16 protein-coding genes are annotated in these 14,656 nt (G+C 57.8%); 7 read left to right on the forward strand and 9 right to left on the reverse strand.

The features are described 5' to 3' along the window. Positions 1-229: 229 nt before the first annotated feature. The 5 genes from BM069_RS18650 to BM069_RS18670 form a co-directional block, all read right to left on the reverse strand. Positions 230-985 (reverse strand): ABC transporter ATP-binding protein, encoded by a 756-nt coding sequence (locus BM069_RS18650; protein ID WP_093325969.1) that lies wholly within the window; start codon positions 983-985, stop codon positions 230-232. Positions 986-996: 11 nt separating this feature from the next. Further along, a complete protein-coding gene (locus BM069_RS18655) occupies positions 997-1,752 on the reverse strand; it encodes an ABC transporter ATP-binding protein (RefSeq protein ID WP_093325971.1) in 756 nt (251 codons plus the stop codon). 12 nt (positions 1,753-1,764) lie between these two features. After that, entirely contained in the window at positions 1,765-2,964 is a 1,200-nt protein-coding gene (locus BM069_RS18660; protein WP_093325972.1) for a branched-chain amino acid ABC transporter permease, read from the reverse strand. A gap of 4 nt (positions 2,965-2,968) precedes the next feature. Continuing rightward, entirely contained in the window at positions 2,969-3,991 is a 1,023-nt protein-coding gene (locus BM069_RS18665; protein ID WP_093325974.1) for a branched-chain amino acid ABC transporter permease, read from the reverse strand. 119 nt (positions 3,992-4,110) lie between these two features. After that, the gene (locus BM069_RS18670) at positions 4,111-5,463 is read right to left on the reverse strand and encodes a substrate-binding protein (protein ID WP_093325976.1); all 1,353 of its coding nucleotides are present in this window, start codon (positions 5,461-5,463) and stop codon (positions 4,111-4,113) included. 223 nt (positions 5,464-5,686) lie between these two features. Between BM069_RS18670 and BM069_RS18675 the strand changes: the two genes are divergently transcribed. From BM069_RS18675 to BM069_RS18695, 5 genes are all read left to right on the forward strand, one after another. Beyond that, positions 5,687-6,976, forward strand: a complete 1,290-nt coding sequence (locus BM069_RS18675) for a helix-turn-helix transcriptional regulator (protein ID WP_093325978.1) — start codon at positions 5,687-5,689, stop codon at positions 6,974-6,976. Positions 6,977-7,067: 91 nt separating this feature from the next. Then, complete coding sequence (locus tag BM069_RS18680) at positions 7,068-7,436, forward strand: response regulator transcription factor (protein WP_093325979.1); 369 nt, start codon at positions 7,068-7,070, stop codon at positions 7,434-7,436. Continuing rightward, positions 7,433-7,699, forward strand: a complete 267-nt coding sequence (locus BM069_RS18685) for a hypothetical protein (RefSeq protein ID WP_093325981.1) — start codon at positions 7,433-7,435, stop codon at positions 7,697-7,699. Before BM069_RS18680 ends, BM069_RS18685 begins: the two co-directional genes overlap by 4 nt. After that, the gene (locus BM069_RS18690) at positions 7,699-10,386 is read left to right on the forward strand and encodes an ATP-binding protein (protein ID WP_093325982.1); all 2,688 of its coding nucleotides are present in this window, start codon (positions 7,699-7,701) and stop codon (positions 10,384-10,386) included. The genes BM069_RS18685 and BM069_RS18690 overlap by 1 nt, the downstream gene beginning before the upstream one ends. 66 nt (positions 10,387-10,452) lie before the next feature. Next, positions 10,453-11,586: a FliM/FliN family flagellar motor C-terminal domain-containing protein gene (locus tag BM069_RS18695; RefSeq protein ID WP_093325984.1), complete on the forward strand. Its 1,134-nt coding sequence runs from the start codon at positions 10,453-10,455 to the stop codon at positions 11,584-11,586. Positions 11,587-11,642: 56 nt separating this feature from the next. Here the strand turns inward: BM069_RS18695 and BM069_RS18700 are convergent, their stop codons facing one another. From BM069_RS18700 to BM069_RS18715, 4 genes are read right to left on the reverse strand one after another with little or no spacing between them, the layout of a single operon-like run. After that, positions 11,643-12,065 (reverse strand): protein tyrosine phosphatase family protein, encoded by a 423-nt coding sequence (locus tag BM069_RS18700; protein WP_093325985.1) that lies wholly within the window; start codon positions 12,063-12,065, stop codon positions 11,643-11,645. 9 nt (positions 12,066-12,074) lie between these two features. After that, on the reverse strand, positions 12,075-12,509 hold the full coding sequence (locus BM069_RS18705) for a DUF6691 family protein (protein ID WP_093325987.1): 435 nt from the start codon (positions 12,507-12,509) through the stop codon (positions 12,075-12,077). Further along, a complete protein-coding gene (locus tag BM069_RS18710; RefSeq protein ID WP_093326041.1) occupies positions 12,509-12,934 on the reverse strand; it encodes a YeeE/YedE family protein in 426 nt (141 codons plus the stop codon). Before BM069_RS18710 ends, BM069_RS18705 begins: the two co-directional genes overlap by 1 nt. 48 nt (positions 12,935-12,982) lie before the next feature. Further along, on the reverse strand, positions 12,983-13,846 hold the full coding sequence (locus BM069_RS18715; RefSeq protein WP_093326042.1) for an MBL fold metallo-hydrolase: 864 nt from the start codon (positions 13,844-13,846) through the stop codon (positions 12,983-12,985). 154 nt (positions 13,847-14,000) lie between these two features. Between BM069_RS18715 and BM069_RS18720 the strand changes: the two genes are divergently transcribed. Both BM069_RS18720 and BM069_RS18725 read left to right on the forward strand, forming a co-directional pair. Beyond that, a complete protein-coding gene (locus tag BM069_RS18720; protein WP_093325988.1) occupies positions 14,001-14,330 on the forward strand; it encodes a TraR/DksA family transcriptional regulator in 330 nt (109 codons plus the stop codon). A gap of 85 nt (positions 14,331-14,415) precedes the next feature. Further along, positions 14,416-14,640, forward strand: a complete 225-nt coding sequence (locus tag BM069_RS18725) for a hypothetical protein (protein WP_093325990.1) — start codon at positions 14,416-14,418, stop codon at positions 14,638-14,640. Positions 14,641-14,656 lie beyond the last annotated feature (16 nt).

Below are 14,656 nucleotides of genomic sequence, written 5' to 3' on the forward strand. Positions count from 1 at the left end.
CTACACGCTTGCCATGCTCCGCCCAGAAACCTTCCGGGTCGTTGATCGAGGCCGCGTACATCGACGCGTAGCGTGCAGCCGTGATGTGGGCGTTTGCGGTCATGTCCGCAGAGGGCGGGTATGTGGTGTCAGACATTGTCGTACCTCGTGAGCTTAAATTTGAGGCGAGGGTAGGCGGCTGCGCCCAACTGTCAATCAGACCTTGGGCGCAGCCGGCAATTTCTTGCGATCAGATCGCCAGATATTCGGCGCGCAGTTCCTCGTTGGCGAGAACTTCGTCGGCCGCGCCGTCAAAGACGATGCCACCAGTGTCGAGGATCACTGCACGGTCTGCGAGTTCCAGAGCGCGCACCGCATTCTGCTCGACAATTACGGTGGTGATGCCTTGCTCCTTGATGATGCGCAGAGTCTTTTCGATCTCGTCCACGATCACCGGCGCCAGACCTTCGTAAGGCTCGTCAAGCAGCAACACTTTGATGTCACGGCTCAGTGCGCGCGCGATGGCGAGCATTTGCTGCTCTCCACCCGAAAGCGTGACGCCTTCCTGTTTGCGGCGCTCGCCAAGGCGGGGGAAGAGTTCATAAAGACGCTCTTTGGACCAGCCGATAGGTGGTGCGATTTGCGCAAGCTCGATGTTTTCCTCAACCGTCAGGCCGGGGATGATGCGGCGGTCTTCGGGCACAAGGCCAATGCCGGCCTGCGCGGCCTCATGGCTTTTCATCAGGTGCAGCGGCTTGTGGTCGAGCCAGATCTCGCCATGGGTGACTTGGGGGTCATCCATGCGTGCGATGGAGCGCAGGGTCGAAGTTTTGCCCGCGCCGTTGCGGCCCAGAAGGGCGAGGATTTCGCCCTCGTGCACGTTGAAGCTGATGTTTTGGACGATGTAGCTCTCGCCGTAGTAGCTTTCCATGTTCCAGACGGACAGGAAGGCCGGGGCGGTTTCGGCCATGTTATGGCCTTTGGAGAAATCCGGTTTCACATTCATTGTGGCTCTCCTTATGCGGCTTCACCGAGATACGCTTCGCGCACCTTCGGATGGCCTTTGATGTTTTCCGGATCGTCTTCGACCAGCGGGGTGCCCTGTGCCAGCACGGTGATGCGCTGTGCCAGAGAGAACACGACGTGCATGTCGTGCTCGATGATCGCGATGGTGATGTCGCGCTCGTCGCTGATCTGTTTCAGAAGATCGATGGTGTTGTTGGTGTCGGCGCGCGCCATGCCTGCGGTCGGCTCGTCGAGCAGCAACAGGCGCGGTTCCTGTGCTAGACACATGCCGATTTCCAGACGACGTTTGTCTCCGCGCGACATGCTGTCGGCGTGCATGTGTCGCTTGTCGGCCATGTTCATGTCGACAAGCATCGCCTCGGCTTTTTCCACGATGTCCTTTTCGGTCATCATGTTTTTCACCGCGTGCATGCGGAACGCACCGTCGCGGGATGCGAAACACGGGATCATCATGTTTTCCATGACCGAGAGGTCACCAAAGATTTCCGGTGTCTGGAACACGCGGGAAATGCCCATCTGGTTGATCTCGTGGGGGCTGCGGCCCAGAACCGACTGGCCGTCAAACATGACAGATCCGGTGTCGGGGATGAGCTTGCCCACAAGGCAGTTCAGCAGGGTGGATTTCCCGGCCCCGTTGGGGCCGATGATCGCGTGCACGCTGTTTTCCTTGACCGAGAGGTTCACGTCGCCGAGGGCCTGAAGACCACCGAACCGCTTACCTACGTCTTTGACTTCGAGAATTCCCATCTGTCAGTCTCCTTATTCTGCGGGTTCAGTGGTTGCGGTTTTGTCGTCAGACTTGCCGCGGGATTTGATCCATTTGCCGATGCGCTGACCGCCTTCAACAAGACCACCGGGCAGGAAGATCACAACGAGCATGAACATGATGCCCAGAGTCAGGTGCCAGCCTTTGCCGATGAAGGGGTGGATGATGAAGACCACGAAGTCCTCGATACCGTCCGGAAGGAAGGCAAACCACTGATGCAGGATGTTGTCGTTGATCTTGGAGAAGATGTTCTCGAAGTACTTGATGAAACCTGCGCCCAGAACCGGACCGATCAGGGTGCCGGTGCCGCCAAGGATGGTCATCAGAACAACTTCACCCGACGCGGTCCACTGCATGCGCTCGGCACCTGCAAGCGGGTCCATTGCCGCCATCAACCCGCCTGCGAGACCGGCATACATGCCGGAAATCACGAAGGCTGCCAGCGTGTGCGGGCGCGGGTTCAGACCGGTGTAAGACATACGGGTCTGGTTGGATTTGATCGCGCGCAGCATCATGCCGAATGGCGAACGGAAGATGCGGATCGACAGGTAGAACACGGCAATCATGATGATGGCACAGAGGTAGTAGCCTGCGTTGAAGTCAAAGCTCCATGCGCCGACGTTCATAGTGTGCGTGCTGTTCATGTAGATGCCGAAGAAATGCGGGAAGTCCTGCATGCCTTCGCCGTGGAAGATCTGTGGATCGTTCTTGTAGACCTGAAGGCCGGTCTCACCGTTGGTGAGGTTGAACTTCGGGTTCGAGAGCACCGAGTAGGCCAGTGCGAAGGACATTTGCGCGAAGGCCAATGTCAGGATCGAGAAGTAGATGCCCGAGCGGCGCAAGCTGACGTATCCGATCAGCACAGAGAAGAGACCCGCCATGATGATCGCCAGACCGATTGCCGGCACCACGTTGTAGCTCAGCAGTTTGAACATCCAGACCGCGGCGTAGGAACCGACACCCAGAAAGGCCGCGTGGCCGAAGCTGAGGTAGCCGGTGAGGCCGAAGAGGATGTTAAACCCGATGGCAAAGATGCCAAAGATGATGAAGCGTTGCATCAGGTCCGGATAGCCTGCGTTGAACTGCGCCATGGCGCTGTCGGCGGGGAAGGGGTTCAGGATGAAGGGTGCGAAGAGTGTCAGCACCGCAACAACCAGCAAGAGCGTGAGGTCGTTTTTATTTAGTCCAAGCATGTTCTTATTCCTCCATCACGCCTTTGCGGCCCATGAGCCCGCGAGGACGGGTCAGCAGCACGATGATCGCGACAAGGTAGATGATGATCTGGTTGATGCCGGGCAGGGTGGTCGTCGCCCAGGTCGTGGAAGCGAAACTTTCCAGAATACCCAGCATGAACCCGGCGAGCACGGCGCCCGGAAGGCTGCCCATGCCGCCAACCACAACAACCACGAAGCTCAGGACCAGGAAGTCCATGCCCATGTGATAGTTCGGCGGGTTGATCGGTGCATACATAACGCCCGCAAGGCCTGCCACACAGGCGGCGATTGCGAACATGATGGTGAAGCGTTTGTCGATGTCGATGCCCAGCAGGCCCACGGTTTCGCGGTCTGCCATACCGGCGCGTACGACCATGCCGAAGGTGGTGAATTGCAAGAAGGCAAACACACCCGCGATGACCAGCGCCGAGAAGCAGAAGTAGACAATCCGCCAGTTCGGGTAAGGCAGTTCGAAGCCGAACCACGCGCCGAGGTTGGAAACGCCCAACAGGGCATCCGGTGGCGGGGTCTGGATCGGGTTGGCACCGAAATAGTATTTTACGATTTCCTGCAGCACGATGGCGAGGCCGAAGGTCACGAGGATCTGGTCGGCGTGCTCACGCTTGTAGAAGTGCTTGATGAGGCCGCGCTCCATGATCAGACCAACGAGGATCATCACCGGAATGGCCAGAAGGATCGACAGCGGCACGGACCAGTCGATGATGGCGGCGCCCACCTCGGGGCCAAACCAGCTTTCGACATAAGGTGTTTCCACCTTCAGCGGATTGCCGAGGAAGTCTTTCTGGGTTTCGTCGATTGTCACATAGCTGAGTTGCAGCAGCTTGGAGAGCGACACAGCACAGAAGGCGCCAATCATGAACAGTGCACCATGTGCAAAGTTCACGACGCCCAAAGTGCCGAAAATGAGAGTAAGCCCGAGCGCGATCAGCGCATAGGCGGAGCCCTTATCGAGCCCGTTCAGGATCTGCAGGATGAATGCGTCCATTGTCTTCGACCTGTTGGTTGGTATGGCTGCCGGAACGACGTCCTGCCGTGTGAGGGCGGCGCCAGATGTAGCAGGACCGGCCGCGCAAAATGCGCGACCGGCTGGCTATGAGCCTGGGATCAAGCGCCCGCGTTACAGGTGCCCAGTGTCGCTTCGTCACCACCAAACATCGGGTGGTTCGGAGCGTAGGTAACCTGCTCTGCTGGGGTGATCTCGACGATCTCCAGCGTGTCGTAAGCGTTGGTCGGGTTCTCTGCACCGCGCACAACCAGAACGTCTTTGAAGCACTGGTGGTCGTCTTTACGGTACATGGTCTTGCCGTTGCCCAGACCGTCGAACTCAAAGTTCTCCAGAGCTTCTGCAACGCCACACGGGTTGAAGGTGCCCGCGCGCTCACATGCGTCAGCATAAAGCAGAACCTGAGCGTAGCAGGTCTGTGCAGAGTTGGATGGCGGCTTGCCATACTTCTCGCCGAACGACTTAACGAACTGCTTGGAACCTTCGTTCTGAAGCTGCCAGTTGTAGTTCATGGAACCCAGCACGCCTTTGATGTTCGCGCCGGCACCGGCGGCCATCAGTTCGGAGTAAAGCGGAACAACGATCTTGAAGTCTTTGCCGTTCACGACTTTGTCGAGCAGGCCGAACTGAACCGCGTTGGTCAGCGAGTTGATCATGTTGCCGCCGTAGTGGTTCAGAACCAGAGTATCGGCACCAGAGTTCAGAACCGGCGCGATGTAGGACGAGAAGTCCGTGGACGCCAGCGGGGTTTTCACTGTGTTGACAGTGTTCCAGCCCAGAGCTTCGGTGGAGGCCACGATCGACTCTTCCTGGGTCCAGCCCCAGTTGTAGTCTGCGGTCAGGTGATACGCGTTACGGTCGTTGCCCATCTCTTTGGCCAGAACGGGCGCGAGTGCGGCACCGGACATATAGGCGTTGAAGAAGTGACGGAAACCGTTTGCTTTGCGGTCTTTACCGGTCGTGTCGTTCGCGTGGGTCAGACCCGCCATGAAGATCACGCCAGCTTCCTGACACAGACCCTGAACAGCCACAGCAACACCCGAGGAAGAGCCGCCGTTGATCATGACAGCGCCGTCTTTTTCGATCATCGATTTGGCCGATGCGCGCGCTGCGTCAGATTTGGTCTGTGTGTCGCCCGTTACAAACTCGACTTTCTTGCCGAGGATGCCGTTGCCCTTCAGAGCCTTCGAGGTGAAGGTGTTCAGGCAGCCGCCATCGCCTTCGCCGTTCAGGTGCTCAACTGCCAGCTGTTGTGCCAGCAGCTCGTCGTTGCCTTCATCCGCATAGGGGCCGGTCTGGGGCACGTTGAAGCCCAGAGTGACCGACGAACCGGTGGGTTCATTGGTGTAGGCCGCAGCCGACTGAGCGGTAAAGATGGTCGGCAGCGCAACACCGGCGCCTGCGACAGCACCGGTTTTTAGCACGCGACGGCGTGTGTAATTGGTTTTGGACATTTAATCCTCCCGTTTAATCAGTCACCGCCCTTGGGGCTCCTCTTCCCCGACGGACAGCGCGCACTTATGTGCAAAATCATTATCGCGGCGAGTTCGAAAATTTCGCAACAACTGCTTTCAAAGACACAATTTTTTTGTAAAGTAATTCGCGTTGCAGTGCGGAAACTTGTAAAGTAATTTTTCTGCGCTGCGGAAAGTGATTGATTAACGTTAGGAAAACCCCATGGGGCGCGACACTTTGACAGGCAGCCGCATCCGCGAGAGGCGGGCAATGGCGGGCATGCGGCAAGCGGAGTTGGCCAAGGCGGTAGGCATTTCCGCGAGCTACCTCAATCTGATTGAGCACAACCGGCGCAGAATCGGCGGAAAACTCCTGGTGGACATCGCAGCAGAGCTTGGTGTTGAAGCCTCGCTATTGAGTGAAGGTGCCGAAGCTGCGGTGCTGGCTTCCTTGGGGGAGGCCGCAGCGGATGGCGCGCAGGCCGGTGCGGAAATTGATCGTGCAGACGAATTTGCTGGCAGGTTCCCGGGGTGGGCTGCTCTGGTGGCGCAACAACACCGGCGGATCGAGAATCTGGAGCGCACGGCGGTGACATTGACCGATCGTTTGACCCATGATCCGCATCTGGCAACATCGATGCACGAGATGCTGACGATGGTGACGGCAATCCGGTCAACGGCGGGAATTCTGGCAGAGCCAGGTGAGATCGAGCCGGAGTGGCAGAACAGATTTCACCGCAACCTGAATGAGGACAGTCAACGTCTGGCGGAAAGCTCTCAGCAGTTGGTGGCCTATCTGGATGGTGCGGGCGATGCCGCGGCGAGCCTGACTCTGCCAACTGAAGAGGTGGACGCCATGTTGGTGGCACACGGGTTCCGGTTTGATGCTCAAGTGAGAGCACAGCCAGAGGACATCCGGTCTTTCGCCAGCCAGCAGCCGGAATTGACCAGCGAGGCCTCTCAGGATCTGGCCGCGTCTGTTATCCGGCAATTGTCAGAAGATGCGCGGGATTTACCGGAAGACAAGATGGCGGCATTGTTGGCGCGACATGGGACTGCGCCCGTGGATATCGCCAATGAGGCACGGCTGCCGCTGACGGTGGTCTTGCGAAGGCTTGCGGCTGTGTCGGATGCTTTGCTGCCAATGGCCTGCGGGCTGGTGATGTGTGACGCGGCGGGCACGTTGATGCAGCGCAAGGCCATCGACGGCTTTCCGTTGCCACGATTCTCGGCCGCCTGTCCGAAATGGCCGCTGTTTCAGGCGCTGGCGCGCCCGATGCAGCCTTTGCGGCAGGTGGTCACAGTCACAGGCCGCGACGCGCGCAGCTTTGAGTGCTATGCGGTGGCGGAACCGATCGGGCCTCTCAGAGTGGATGAATCGCCGCTTTATCACAGTTATATGCTGGTCATTCCCTTACAGGCCGCGTCCGAGGGGCGGGAGGTCGGATCGACCTGCCGTGTCTGTCCAAGCGTCGGCTGTGAGGGGCGACGCGAGCCGTCTTTGTTGGCATGATTGACGCAAGCCCGCAATTTTCCTTGGCTTTTGGCGGGACGCCGCTAAGAATGGTTCGGCACTCATGAGACTTTCGGGGAGGGGAGGCTGCATGGGCAAGAGCGTTCTTCTGATAGAAGACGAACCCAATATCATCGAAGCGATCAGCTTCATTTTGTCCCGCGACGGCTGGTCCGTGGCCACCCATTCCAATGGGCATGATGCCGTTGGCGTGGTGATGGCGGCGCAACCGGACATCGTTATTCTGGACGTGATGCTCCCGGGCAAGACGGGCTATGACATTCTGCGAGAGCTGCGTGAAGAAAAAGGCATGGTCGACCTGCCTGTCCTGATGCTGACGGCCAAGGGGCAGGTCAAGGATCGTGAAATGGCGGAGCGCGCTGGCGCCAGCCGGTTCATGACCAAGCCGTTTTCCAACGCGGAAGTGTTGGAGGCTGTGCGCGAACTGGTGAACGCGTGAACGAGCGGCCAAAGCGGGTTTTTCTGGAACGGCAGAATTATCGCCGCCGCAGGTTGATTGATTTTATCCGAATGGTGCCGGTGTTTGGCGCGATTCTCTGGGCGGTCCCTTTGCTGTGGTCCACCGAAGAAGGACGCCAAGTGGCCACGTCTGACGCGATCGTCTTCATATTTTTTGTCTGGTTTGCGTTGGTCGGGGTGGGGTGCGTTCTCGCAAGGGCCCTGCGTGATGGCAATGACGGCAGCGCGCGGACACAGGACTGATGGGAACGCTGAATATCCTCGTTTCGGTGTGCCTGATATATGTGGCCTTCCTGTTTCTTGTCGCGTTTGCTGCCGAGCGGGCAGCTATGCGGGGCAACGGGGGGTGGTTGCGCTCGCCGCTTGTCTACACGTTGTCGTTGTCGATTTATTGTACTGCCTGGACGTTTTACGGCGCGGTTGGCTACGCGGCGCGTTCGGGGCTTGAGTATCTGACGATCTATATCGGACCAACGCTGGTGATGCTGGGCTGGTGGTGGATCCTGCGCAAGCTGGTGCGGATCGGGCGCACTCAGCGGGTCACGTCCATCGCGGATATGATTTCGTCACGCTATGGTAAATCGAACCTTCTGGCCGTAGGAGTGACCATATTGGCGGTGATCGGCACCACGCCGTATATCGCCCTGCAGCTCCAATCAGTGACGGTCAGTTTCGAAGTTTTTTCAGATGCTTATGACGCCACGATGCCATCCGGTGGTCAAGAAAGCAACGCGCTGTTGGTGGCCGCTGGACTGGCTCTTTTTACCATTGTCTTCGGCACCCGAAATCTCGACGTCAACGAGCGCCACCACGGGGTGGTGATGGCCATCGCGGTTGAGGCCGTGGTGAAACTGTTTGCCCTGTTGGCTGTCGGCGTGTTCGTCGTGTGGGGGATTGGCGGCGGTGTCAGTGACATCTTGCAGCGCATAGACACGAGCAAAATCGGCACGTGGCAGATCGAGGGCGACCGTTGGGCGACGCTGATCTTTCTGTCGGCGGCGGCCTTTTTGTGCCTGCCGAGGATGTTTCAGGTCATGGTCGTCGAGAACGACAACGAAGATCACCTGCGCACTGCAAGCTGGGCCTTTCCCGCCTATTTGATGGTAATGAGCCTGTTCGTGGTGCCGATCGCAGTGGTGGGATTGGACCTGTTGCCGGCGGGATCAAATCCGGACTTTTTTGTTCTGACCGTACCTTTGGCAACCGGAAACGACACATTGGCGATGCTGTCATTCTTAGGTGGGTTTTCAAGTGCGACATCGATGGTGATTGTTGCGGCTTTGGCACTGTCGACCATGGTGTCCAACCACATTGTGATGCCGATCTGGCTGAACACGAGCTTGGGCGGCGCGACGGTGTCGGGGGATGTGCGCAACGTGGTTCTTCTGTCGCGGAGGATCTCGATCGCGGCGGTCGTGACGTTGGGCTATCTTTATTACCGGATTTCGGGAGGCGGAACTGCGCTTGCGTCGATCGGATTGATCTCGTTTGCCGGAGTTGCCCAGTTCCTGCCGGTTCTGATCGGTGGGATTTTCTGGCGTGGCGCCACCCGACCCGGAGCTTTTAGCGGGCTGACCGTCGGCTTCGTCATTTGGGCCTACACGCTATTGCTGCCCAGTTTCGGTGGCGGGTTGATCTCGGACTCTTTGGTTGCGAACGGGCCGTTCGGTATCGGATGGTTACGGCCGCAGGCCTTTTTCGGGATCACCGGTATGGATCCGCTGGTACATGCGGTTTTCTGGTCTATCCTTCTGAATGCCATGACTTTTTTTGCAGTGTCTCTGATTGGTTTTCCGTCACCGGTTGAGCGGCTTCAGGGGGCTCAGTTTGTCAACGTGTTTGATCATTCCACCACTTTGCAGGGGTGGAGTGGTGACATGGTGCAGTCCGAAGACCTGATGATTATGGCGCAGCGAATTCTGGGTGCGCGAGAGGCGCAGGCCTTGTTTGAACGCGAGGCCAAGCGCCAAGGTGTGACCGGCGTTTTGCCGGAACCGTCACCGGAGTTCCTGCAAGTGCTTGAGCGGGAACTTTCGGGCTCGGTCGGGGTGGCAACAGCCCACGCGATGGTGGAGCAAATTGTCGGTGGTACGTCGGTTTCCGTCGAAGACTTGATGGCTGTTGCGGATGAAACCGCGCAAATTATGGAGCATTCCAGCCAGCTGGAGGCAAAATCACAAGAGCTGTCGCGGACGGCTCGGCAGTTGCGGCAGGCAAATGAAAAGCTGACGCAAATATCCGAGCAGAAAGACGCGTTTCTCAGTCAGGTGAGCCATGAATTGCGCACGCCGATGACGTCGATCCGCGCCTTTTCGGAGATTTTGCGCGACACTGAAAAGTTGAGTGCGGCAGAGCAGACAAAATACAGCACCATCATTCATGACGAAGCGTTGCGCCTGACCCGTCTGTTGGACGATTTGCTGGATCTGAGTGTGCTTGAAAACGGGCAAGTGAGCCTGAATGTGCAAACTGGAAAGCTGGAAGCGCTGCTTGATCATGCCGTGGCTACGGCCTTGACTGGCAGTGGCAGCGACAGTTTGCGGGTGCTCCGCCAGCGTGGCGAAGAGCGGATTGCGCTGCGTACGGATTTGGACCGGCTCAGTCAGGTGTTCATCAATCTGATCGGGAACGCTCAGAAATATTGCGACGCGGAGCATCCGGAACTGCGGATAGATGTCGAAATGTCAGACGGGCGCGTTGTTGTGGATTTCATCGACAATGGTTCTGGTATTTCCAAGGAAGATCAGGCGGTTGTGTTCGAAAAGTTTGCGCGGGTTGGCGTGCAGCGCGCCAGTGGGGCAGGGCTTGGACTGGCGATCTGTCGTGAGATCATGACACGGCTCGGTGGCTCCGTCAGCTATTTGCCCGGCCAAGGCGGGGCGGCGTTCCGTGTGAGCCTGCCGGATGACGGCAAAATGGTGCCACAATAGGTCTGCGAGTAATCCCTTAGTAACCTTATTCACCGAAGACTGCGGTTGGGGAAAAGACACCACAACATGCAGGCAGCGAACATGGGCGACGCGGCAAAGCCATCGATATTGAAGCGCAAGGCATTGGACGGGCTGGCGGGGCATAAGGCCCGGATAATGAGCCCTGAAAAAGCCTTGACACTGGGCATGGCCCTCGCGGCGCAGAACGGGCTTGACCTTGCCTGCGAGGTGACACGGGTTCAGCGCTCGACGGTGTCGCATGAAACATTGGTAGGCATGTTGGACAACGAAAGCCTGCTTGCCATTCTGGAAGGCGAAAATGGCGCGCGGGCGGCGGTGGCCATGGACATGCAGGTTCTGTCAGGCTTTGTCGAAAGCCAAACACTGGGGCGGGTATTGCCAAAGCCAGCGGTGGGGCGGATCCCCACACTTGTGGACGCGGCGCTTGTGGCGCCTTTTCTAGAAGAGTCTCTGGCGCGTTTTGTGACCTTGTTGCAAGGCGATGAAGCGCCCAAATGGGTGCAGCACTACAAATTCGGCGCCGTGACAGAAGACACGCGGACCATGTCCCTGTCGCTCAAAGCGCATGAATTTCATTTTTTTCTGATAGATGTCACGTTGGACGGTGGGTCCAAAAAAGGAACGCTCGGACTGGCGTTTCCAGACTTTGAGCCTGCTTTTGAGGTTGCAGACGACGTGTCGGTTGAAACCACAACAAAGGGCGTATTTCAGGACAGCGTCTTGCAAGCCAATGCTGCTTTGACGGCGGTGGTGGGGCGACTGAGCCTGTCCATCGGCGATGTGCAAGCTCTGAAGGTGGGGCAAACGCTGGCATTGCCAGTTGAAATGACCAAGGAAACCACGTTGGAGGCCACGGGTGGAACACGTGTCACCGAGGTGAAGTTGGGACAGATTAACGGGATGCGAGCTGTGCGGTTGGTCGGAGAGTTTGCCGCTCCTGTGCAACAGCCAGAAGACAGTATGGCCGCTGTGAGCTATGACGCGCCAGAGGCCGAGGCAGCGCCTTTGCCTGATCCAATTCCCGAACCCGCACCGCTTCCTGATGTTGCGATTGCTGAAGTGCCGGAGCTGCCTGATCTGGATTCGGCGCTGGGTGATTTGGGAGATTTTGATTTGCCCGACTTGGGCGATTTGCCGGACTTGCCGGATTTGGCTGATCTTGGGATGACCGGGAGCTGAACACAACAAAGCCGCGCCCACGGTTCTTTGGGCGCGGCTTTAGTTTTCCTGGGGTTTTAGCTTTCGTTGGCGCGCAAGTGAGGTCCAAGCCCGCTAAGGTCGTAGCCTGCCGCAGCGGTGGCCGCGAGCAGGTCATCAGCGGGAATTTTGCCGGCCTGCGACAGCGTCCAGCAGATCGCGGACCGTGTGCCTGACCGACAGTAGGCAAGAACCTTGCCGGTGGCGTCGTTTGCTGACTCGATCTGAAGGGACTGACGATCAGGGGTCATCGTTTCCATGGTTAGCGGGTTTTCCACATAGGCCAGTCCCGCGGCCTCGGCGGCGGCCTGCATGGCTGCAGAGGCCTGATCCGGTCCCACTTCCATATCAGGGCGGTTGTTGATGACGAGGCTAAAGCCTGCGTCCGCCAATGCTTGCATGTCAGACGCCTCGATTTGGGGCGCCACGAAGAAACGGTCGGTGATCTGTCGAATATCCATGGTGATTGCTTACTCGGCAGGTACTGCTCTGTCCATAGTTGCCCGAACGGAGGGCGCAAGCCACATGCCAGCCAGCATTGCGGCAAGGAAAACCCAGCCTTGCCAGCCGCCAAAGCTGAGCGAAGCGATCGCTGGTCCGGGGCAGAGACCTGCCAGGCCCCAACCAACGCCGAACAACACAGACCCGACGACGAGGTTGTGCCCGATTTTGGGCTCAGACGGGGCAGGGAAGCTGCCGCCGACAAGGGGCGTGCGGCCTTTGGTCAGCAACCAAGCCACTGCCATTGGAATGATTGCGCCGCCCATAACGAAGGCGAGCGTCGGGTCCCAGTTTCCAAAGACGTCGAGCCATCCTTGAACCTTGGTGGTGTCGGTCATGCCCGAAATCGAAAGGCCGGTGCCAAAGAGGCCACCTGCGATGAGTGCGAGGATCAGGCGTTGCATCAGATCACCCCCAGAATGTGGCGGAACAGAACAACCGTGAGGCCCCCTGCCATGATGTAAAAGACGGTCGCGACGATGCCGCGAAGGGACAGGCGGGAAATGCCGCAAACACCGTGACCGGACGTGCATCCGTTGGCAATGCGGGTGCCGATGCCAACACAAAGCCCCGCAGCGACCAGCACGGCGACGTTTGAGGTGGCGTTGGTTGTGGCCCCGTCCCGCAAAGGCAGGAGCAACGCGGGCATCAGGAAAACGCCGGCGAGGAAAGTCAGGCGTTCCGCCCAAGTGCTGCGACCGGTGCCATCCACCAAACCGCCGATGATGCCGGAGGCCCCCATGATGCGGCCATTGCCAAGCAGATAAACCGCGCCGCCAAGCCCGATCAGTAAGCCGCCTGCCAGACCCCAGAACCAGTCTGAGGGAATTGATTGTAACATTGGAATGTCCTGTGTTTGTTCGCGCTTGTTGTCGTGTCAGAGTTTGTTGACCGGCACCTTGAGGAAGACATCGCCTTCTTCGTCGGGTTCGGGCATTTGCCCCGCGCGCATGTTGACCTGCAGCGAGGGGATGATCAGTTTTGGCATCGCAAGCGAGGCGTCACGCGTGTCGCGCATTTTGACAAACTCTTCCTGAGATTTGCCGTCACCTACATGCACGTTCCGTGCTTTTTGCGCGCCCACTGTGGTTTCCCAAGCGAATTCGTCCCGCCCAGGAGCCTTGTAGTCATGTCCCACAAAAATGCGTGTTTCGTCCGGAAGGGCGAGGATTTTTTGAATGGAATTGAACAACATTTCAGACGACCCGCCCGGGAAGTCACAGCGTGCGGTTCCGAAGTCGGGCATGAACAGTGTGTCGCCGACAAAGGCGGCGTCACCAATCACATAGGTCAGGCAAGCCGGAGTGTGGCCCGGCGTGTGCAGGACATCTCCGCGCATTTGACCGATGTGGAGGCTGTCTCCTTCGACAAAGAGTTTATCAAACTGCGACCCGTCACGTTGGAATTCGGTGCCTTCGTTGAAGACTTTGCCAAACGTGTCCTGCACCATCGTGATGTTTTCGCCGATGCCGATCTTGCCACCCAGCCGCTCTTGCAAATAGGGCGCAGCGGAGAGGTGGTCAGCGTGGACGTGGCTTTCCAAAAGCCATTCGACGCTGAGGCCGTTTTTGGTGACGAAATCAATGATTTCATCCGCGGATTTGGTGTCGGTTCGCCCTGAGGAATAGTCAAAGTCCAAGACGCTGTCGATGATTGCACAGGATGCGCTGTTGGGATCTTTGACCACAAAAGAAATGGTGTTTGTGGCGTCGTCGAAAAAGCCTGTTACTTCTGGTGTCACGCGTGATTCCTCCGTTGCATTGATCAACACATATCATTTTTAGAATGTGTTTCAAGAGAGCATGTCAAAGAATGCGGCGGGTGGTTGATGTGGGTCAATGCAAGAGCGACGGATTTTGGGCAGAATACTGACCCATAACCCATGGAGTTCTATCATGACTGACGTTGTAGCCCACAAAGAGGCGCTCCTGTCGAGGCTGGCTGAGCTAGACGAGCGCATTCACCGAATTGAGCATGAACTTGAAGCGCCACACACCAAGGATGTCGAAGATCAGGCATTGGAGGTGGAAGGCGAGGAGGTTCTTGAAGCGCTGGAGCAGCAGAGCCAGAGCGAAGTTGTGCGCATTCAGGCCGCGCTCAAGCGCATCCGTGAAGGCGTCTATGGGGATTGCCTGTCCTGCGGCGATGAGATCGCTGAGGCGAGGCTCAAATTGTTGCCTGAAACCACGATGTGCGTGACATGCGCGGCGCGTGTGGCTGGGTAAAAAGTGATCGACCAGGGAATGGTTAGCACCGGTGTCGGGGAGGGGCACCGGACGCTTGAAGAGGATTTTTTCTAGGGAGGGATATATGACCCAAGTGAATTTTGAAGAACTGGTCCAAACCGGAGACCGTCTGATTGCGGAGATCGCCACCTCTGAGGGCAAGCAGCGTTATCAGCTGCACCAAGATCTTCATCGTGTGATCGAAAACATCAGGATGCATGGAGACCGTGTGCCTAGACGTTTCCGCGATATTGACCTTGAACTGCTTGAGGAAGAGATCGAGGACCAGTTCGACAATATGCCGGTTTGATCGGCTAGTTTACTCA

Origin of the sequence: Shimia haliotis (assembly GCF_900114415.1) — a bacterium.
GTDB classification, from domain to species: Bacteria; Pseudomonadota; Alphaproteobacteria; order Rhodobacterales; family Rhodobacteraceae; genus Shimia; species Shimia haliotis.

Coding starts and splice junctions, on each gene's coding strand:
- BM069_RS18650 (WP_093325969.1), bottom strand. CDS start 985: ATGAATGTGAAACCGGATTTCTCCAAAGGCCATAACATGGCCGAAACC.
- BM069_RS18655 (WP_093325971.1), bottom strand. CDS start 1,752: ATGGGAATTCTCGAAGTCAAAGACGTAGGTAAGCGGTTCGGTGGTCTT.
- BM069_RS18660 (WP_093325972.1), bottom strand. CDS start 2,964: ATGCTTGGACTAAATAAAAACGACCTCACGCTCTTGCTGGTTGTTGCG.
- BM069_RS18665 (WP_093325974.1), bottom strand. CDS start 3,991: ATGGACGCATTCATCCTGCAGATCCTGAACGGGCTCGATAAGGGCTCC.
- BM069_RS18670 (WP_093325976.1), bottom strand. CDS start 5,463: ATGTCCAAAACCAATTACACACGCCGTCGCGTGCTAAAAACCGGTGCT.
- BM069_RS18675 (WP_093325978.1), top strand. CDS start 5,687: ATGGGGCGCGACACTTTGACAGGCAGCCGCATCCGCGAGAGGCGGGCA.
- BM069_RS18680 (WP_093325979.1), top strand. CDS start 7,068: ATGGGCAAGAGCGTTCTTCTGATAGAAGACGAACCCAATATCATCGAA.
- BM069_RS18690 (WP_093325982.1), top strand. CDS start 7,699: ATGGGAACGCTGAATATCCTCGTTTCGGTGTGCCTGATATATGTGGCC.
- BM069_RS18695 (WP_093325984.1), top strand. CDS start 10,453: ATGCAGGCAGCGAACATGGGCGACGCGGCAAAGCCATCGATATTGAAG.
- BM069_RS18700 (WP_093325985.1), bottom strand. CDS start 12,065: ATGGATATTCGACAGATCACCGACCGTTTCTTCGTGGCGCCCCAAATC.
- BM069_RS18705 (WP_093325987.1), bottom strand. CDS start 12,509: ATGCAACGCCTGATCCTCGCACTCATCGCAGGTGGCCTCTTTGGCACC.
- BM069_RS18720 (WP_093325988.1), top strand. CDS start 14,001: ATGACTGACGTTGTAGCCCACAAAGAGGCGCTCCTGTCGAGGCTGGCT.
- BM069_RS18725 (WP_093325990.1), top strand. CDS start 14,416: ATGACCCAAGTGAATTTTGAAGAACTGGTCCAAACCGGAGACCGTCTG.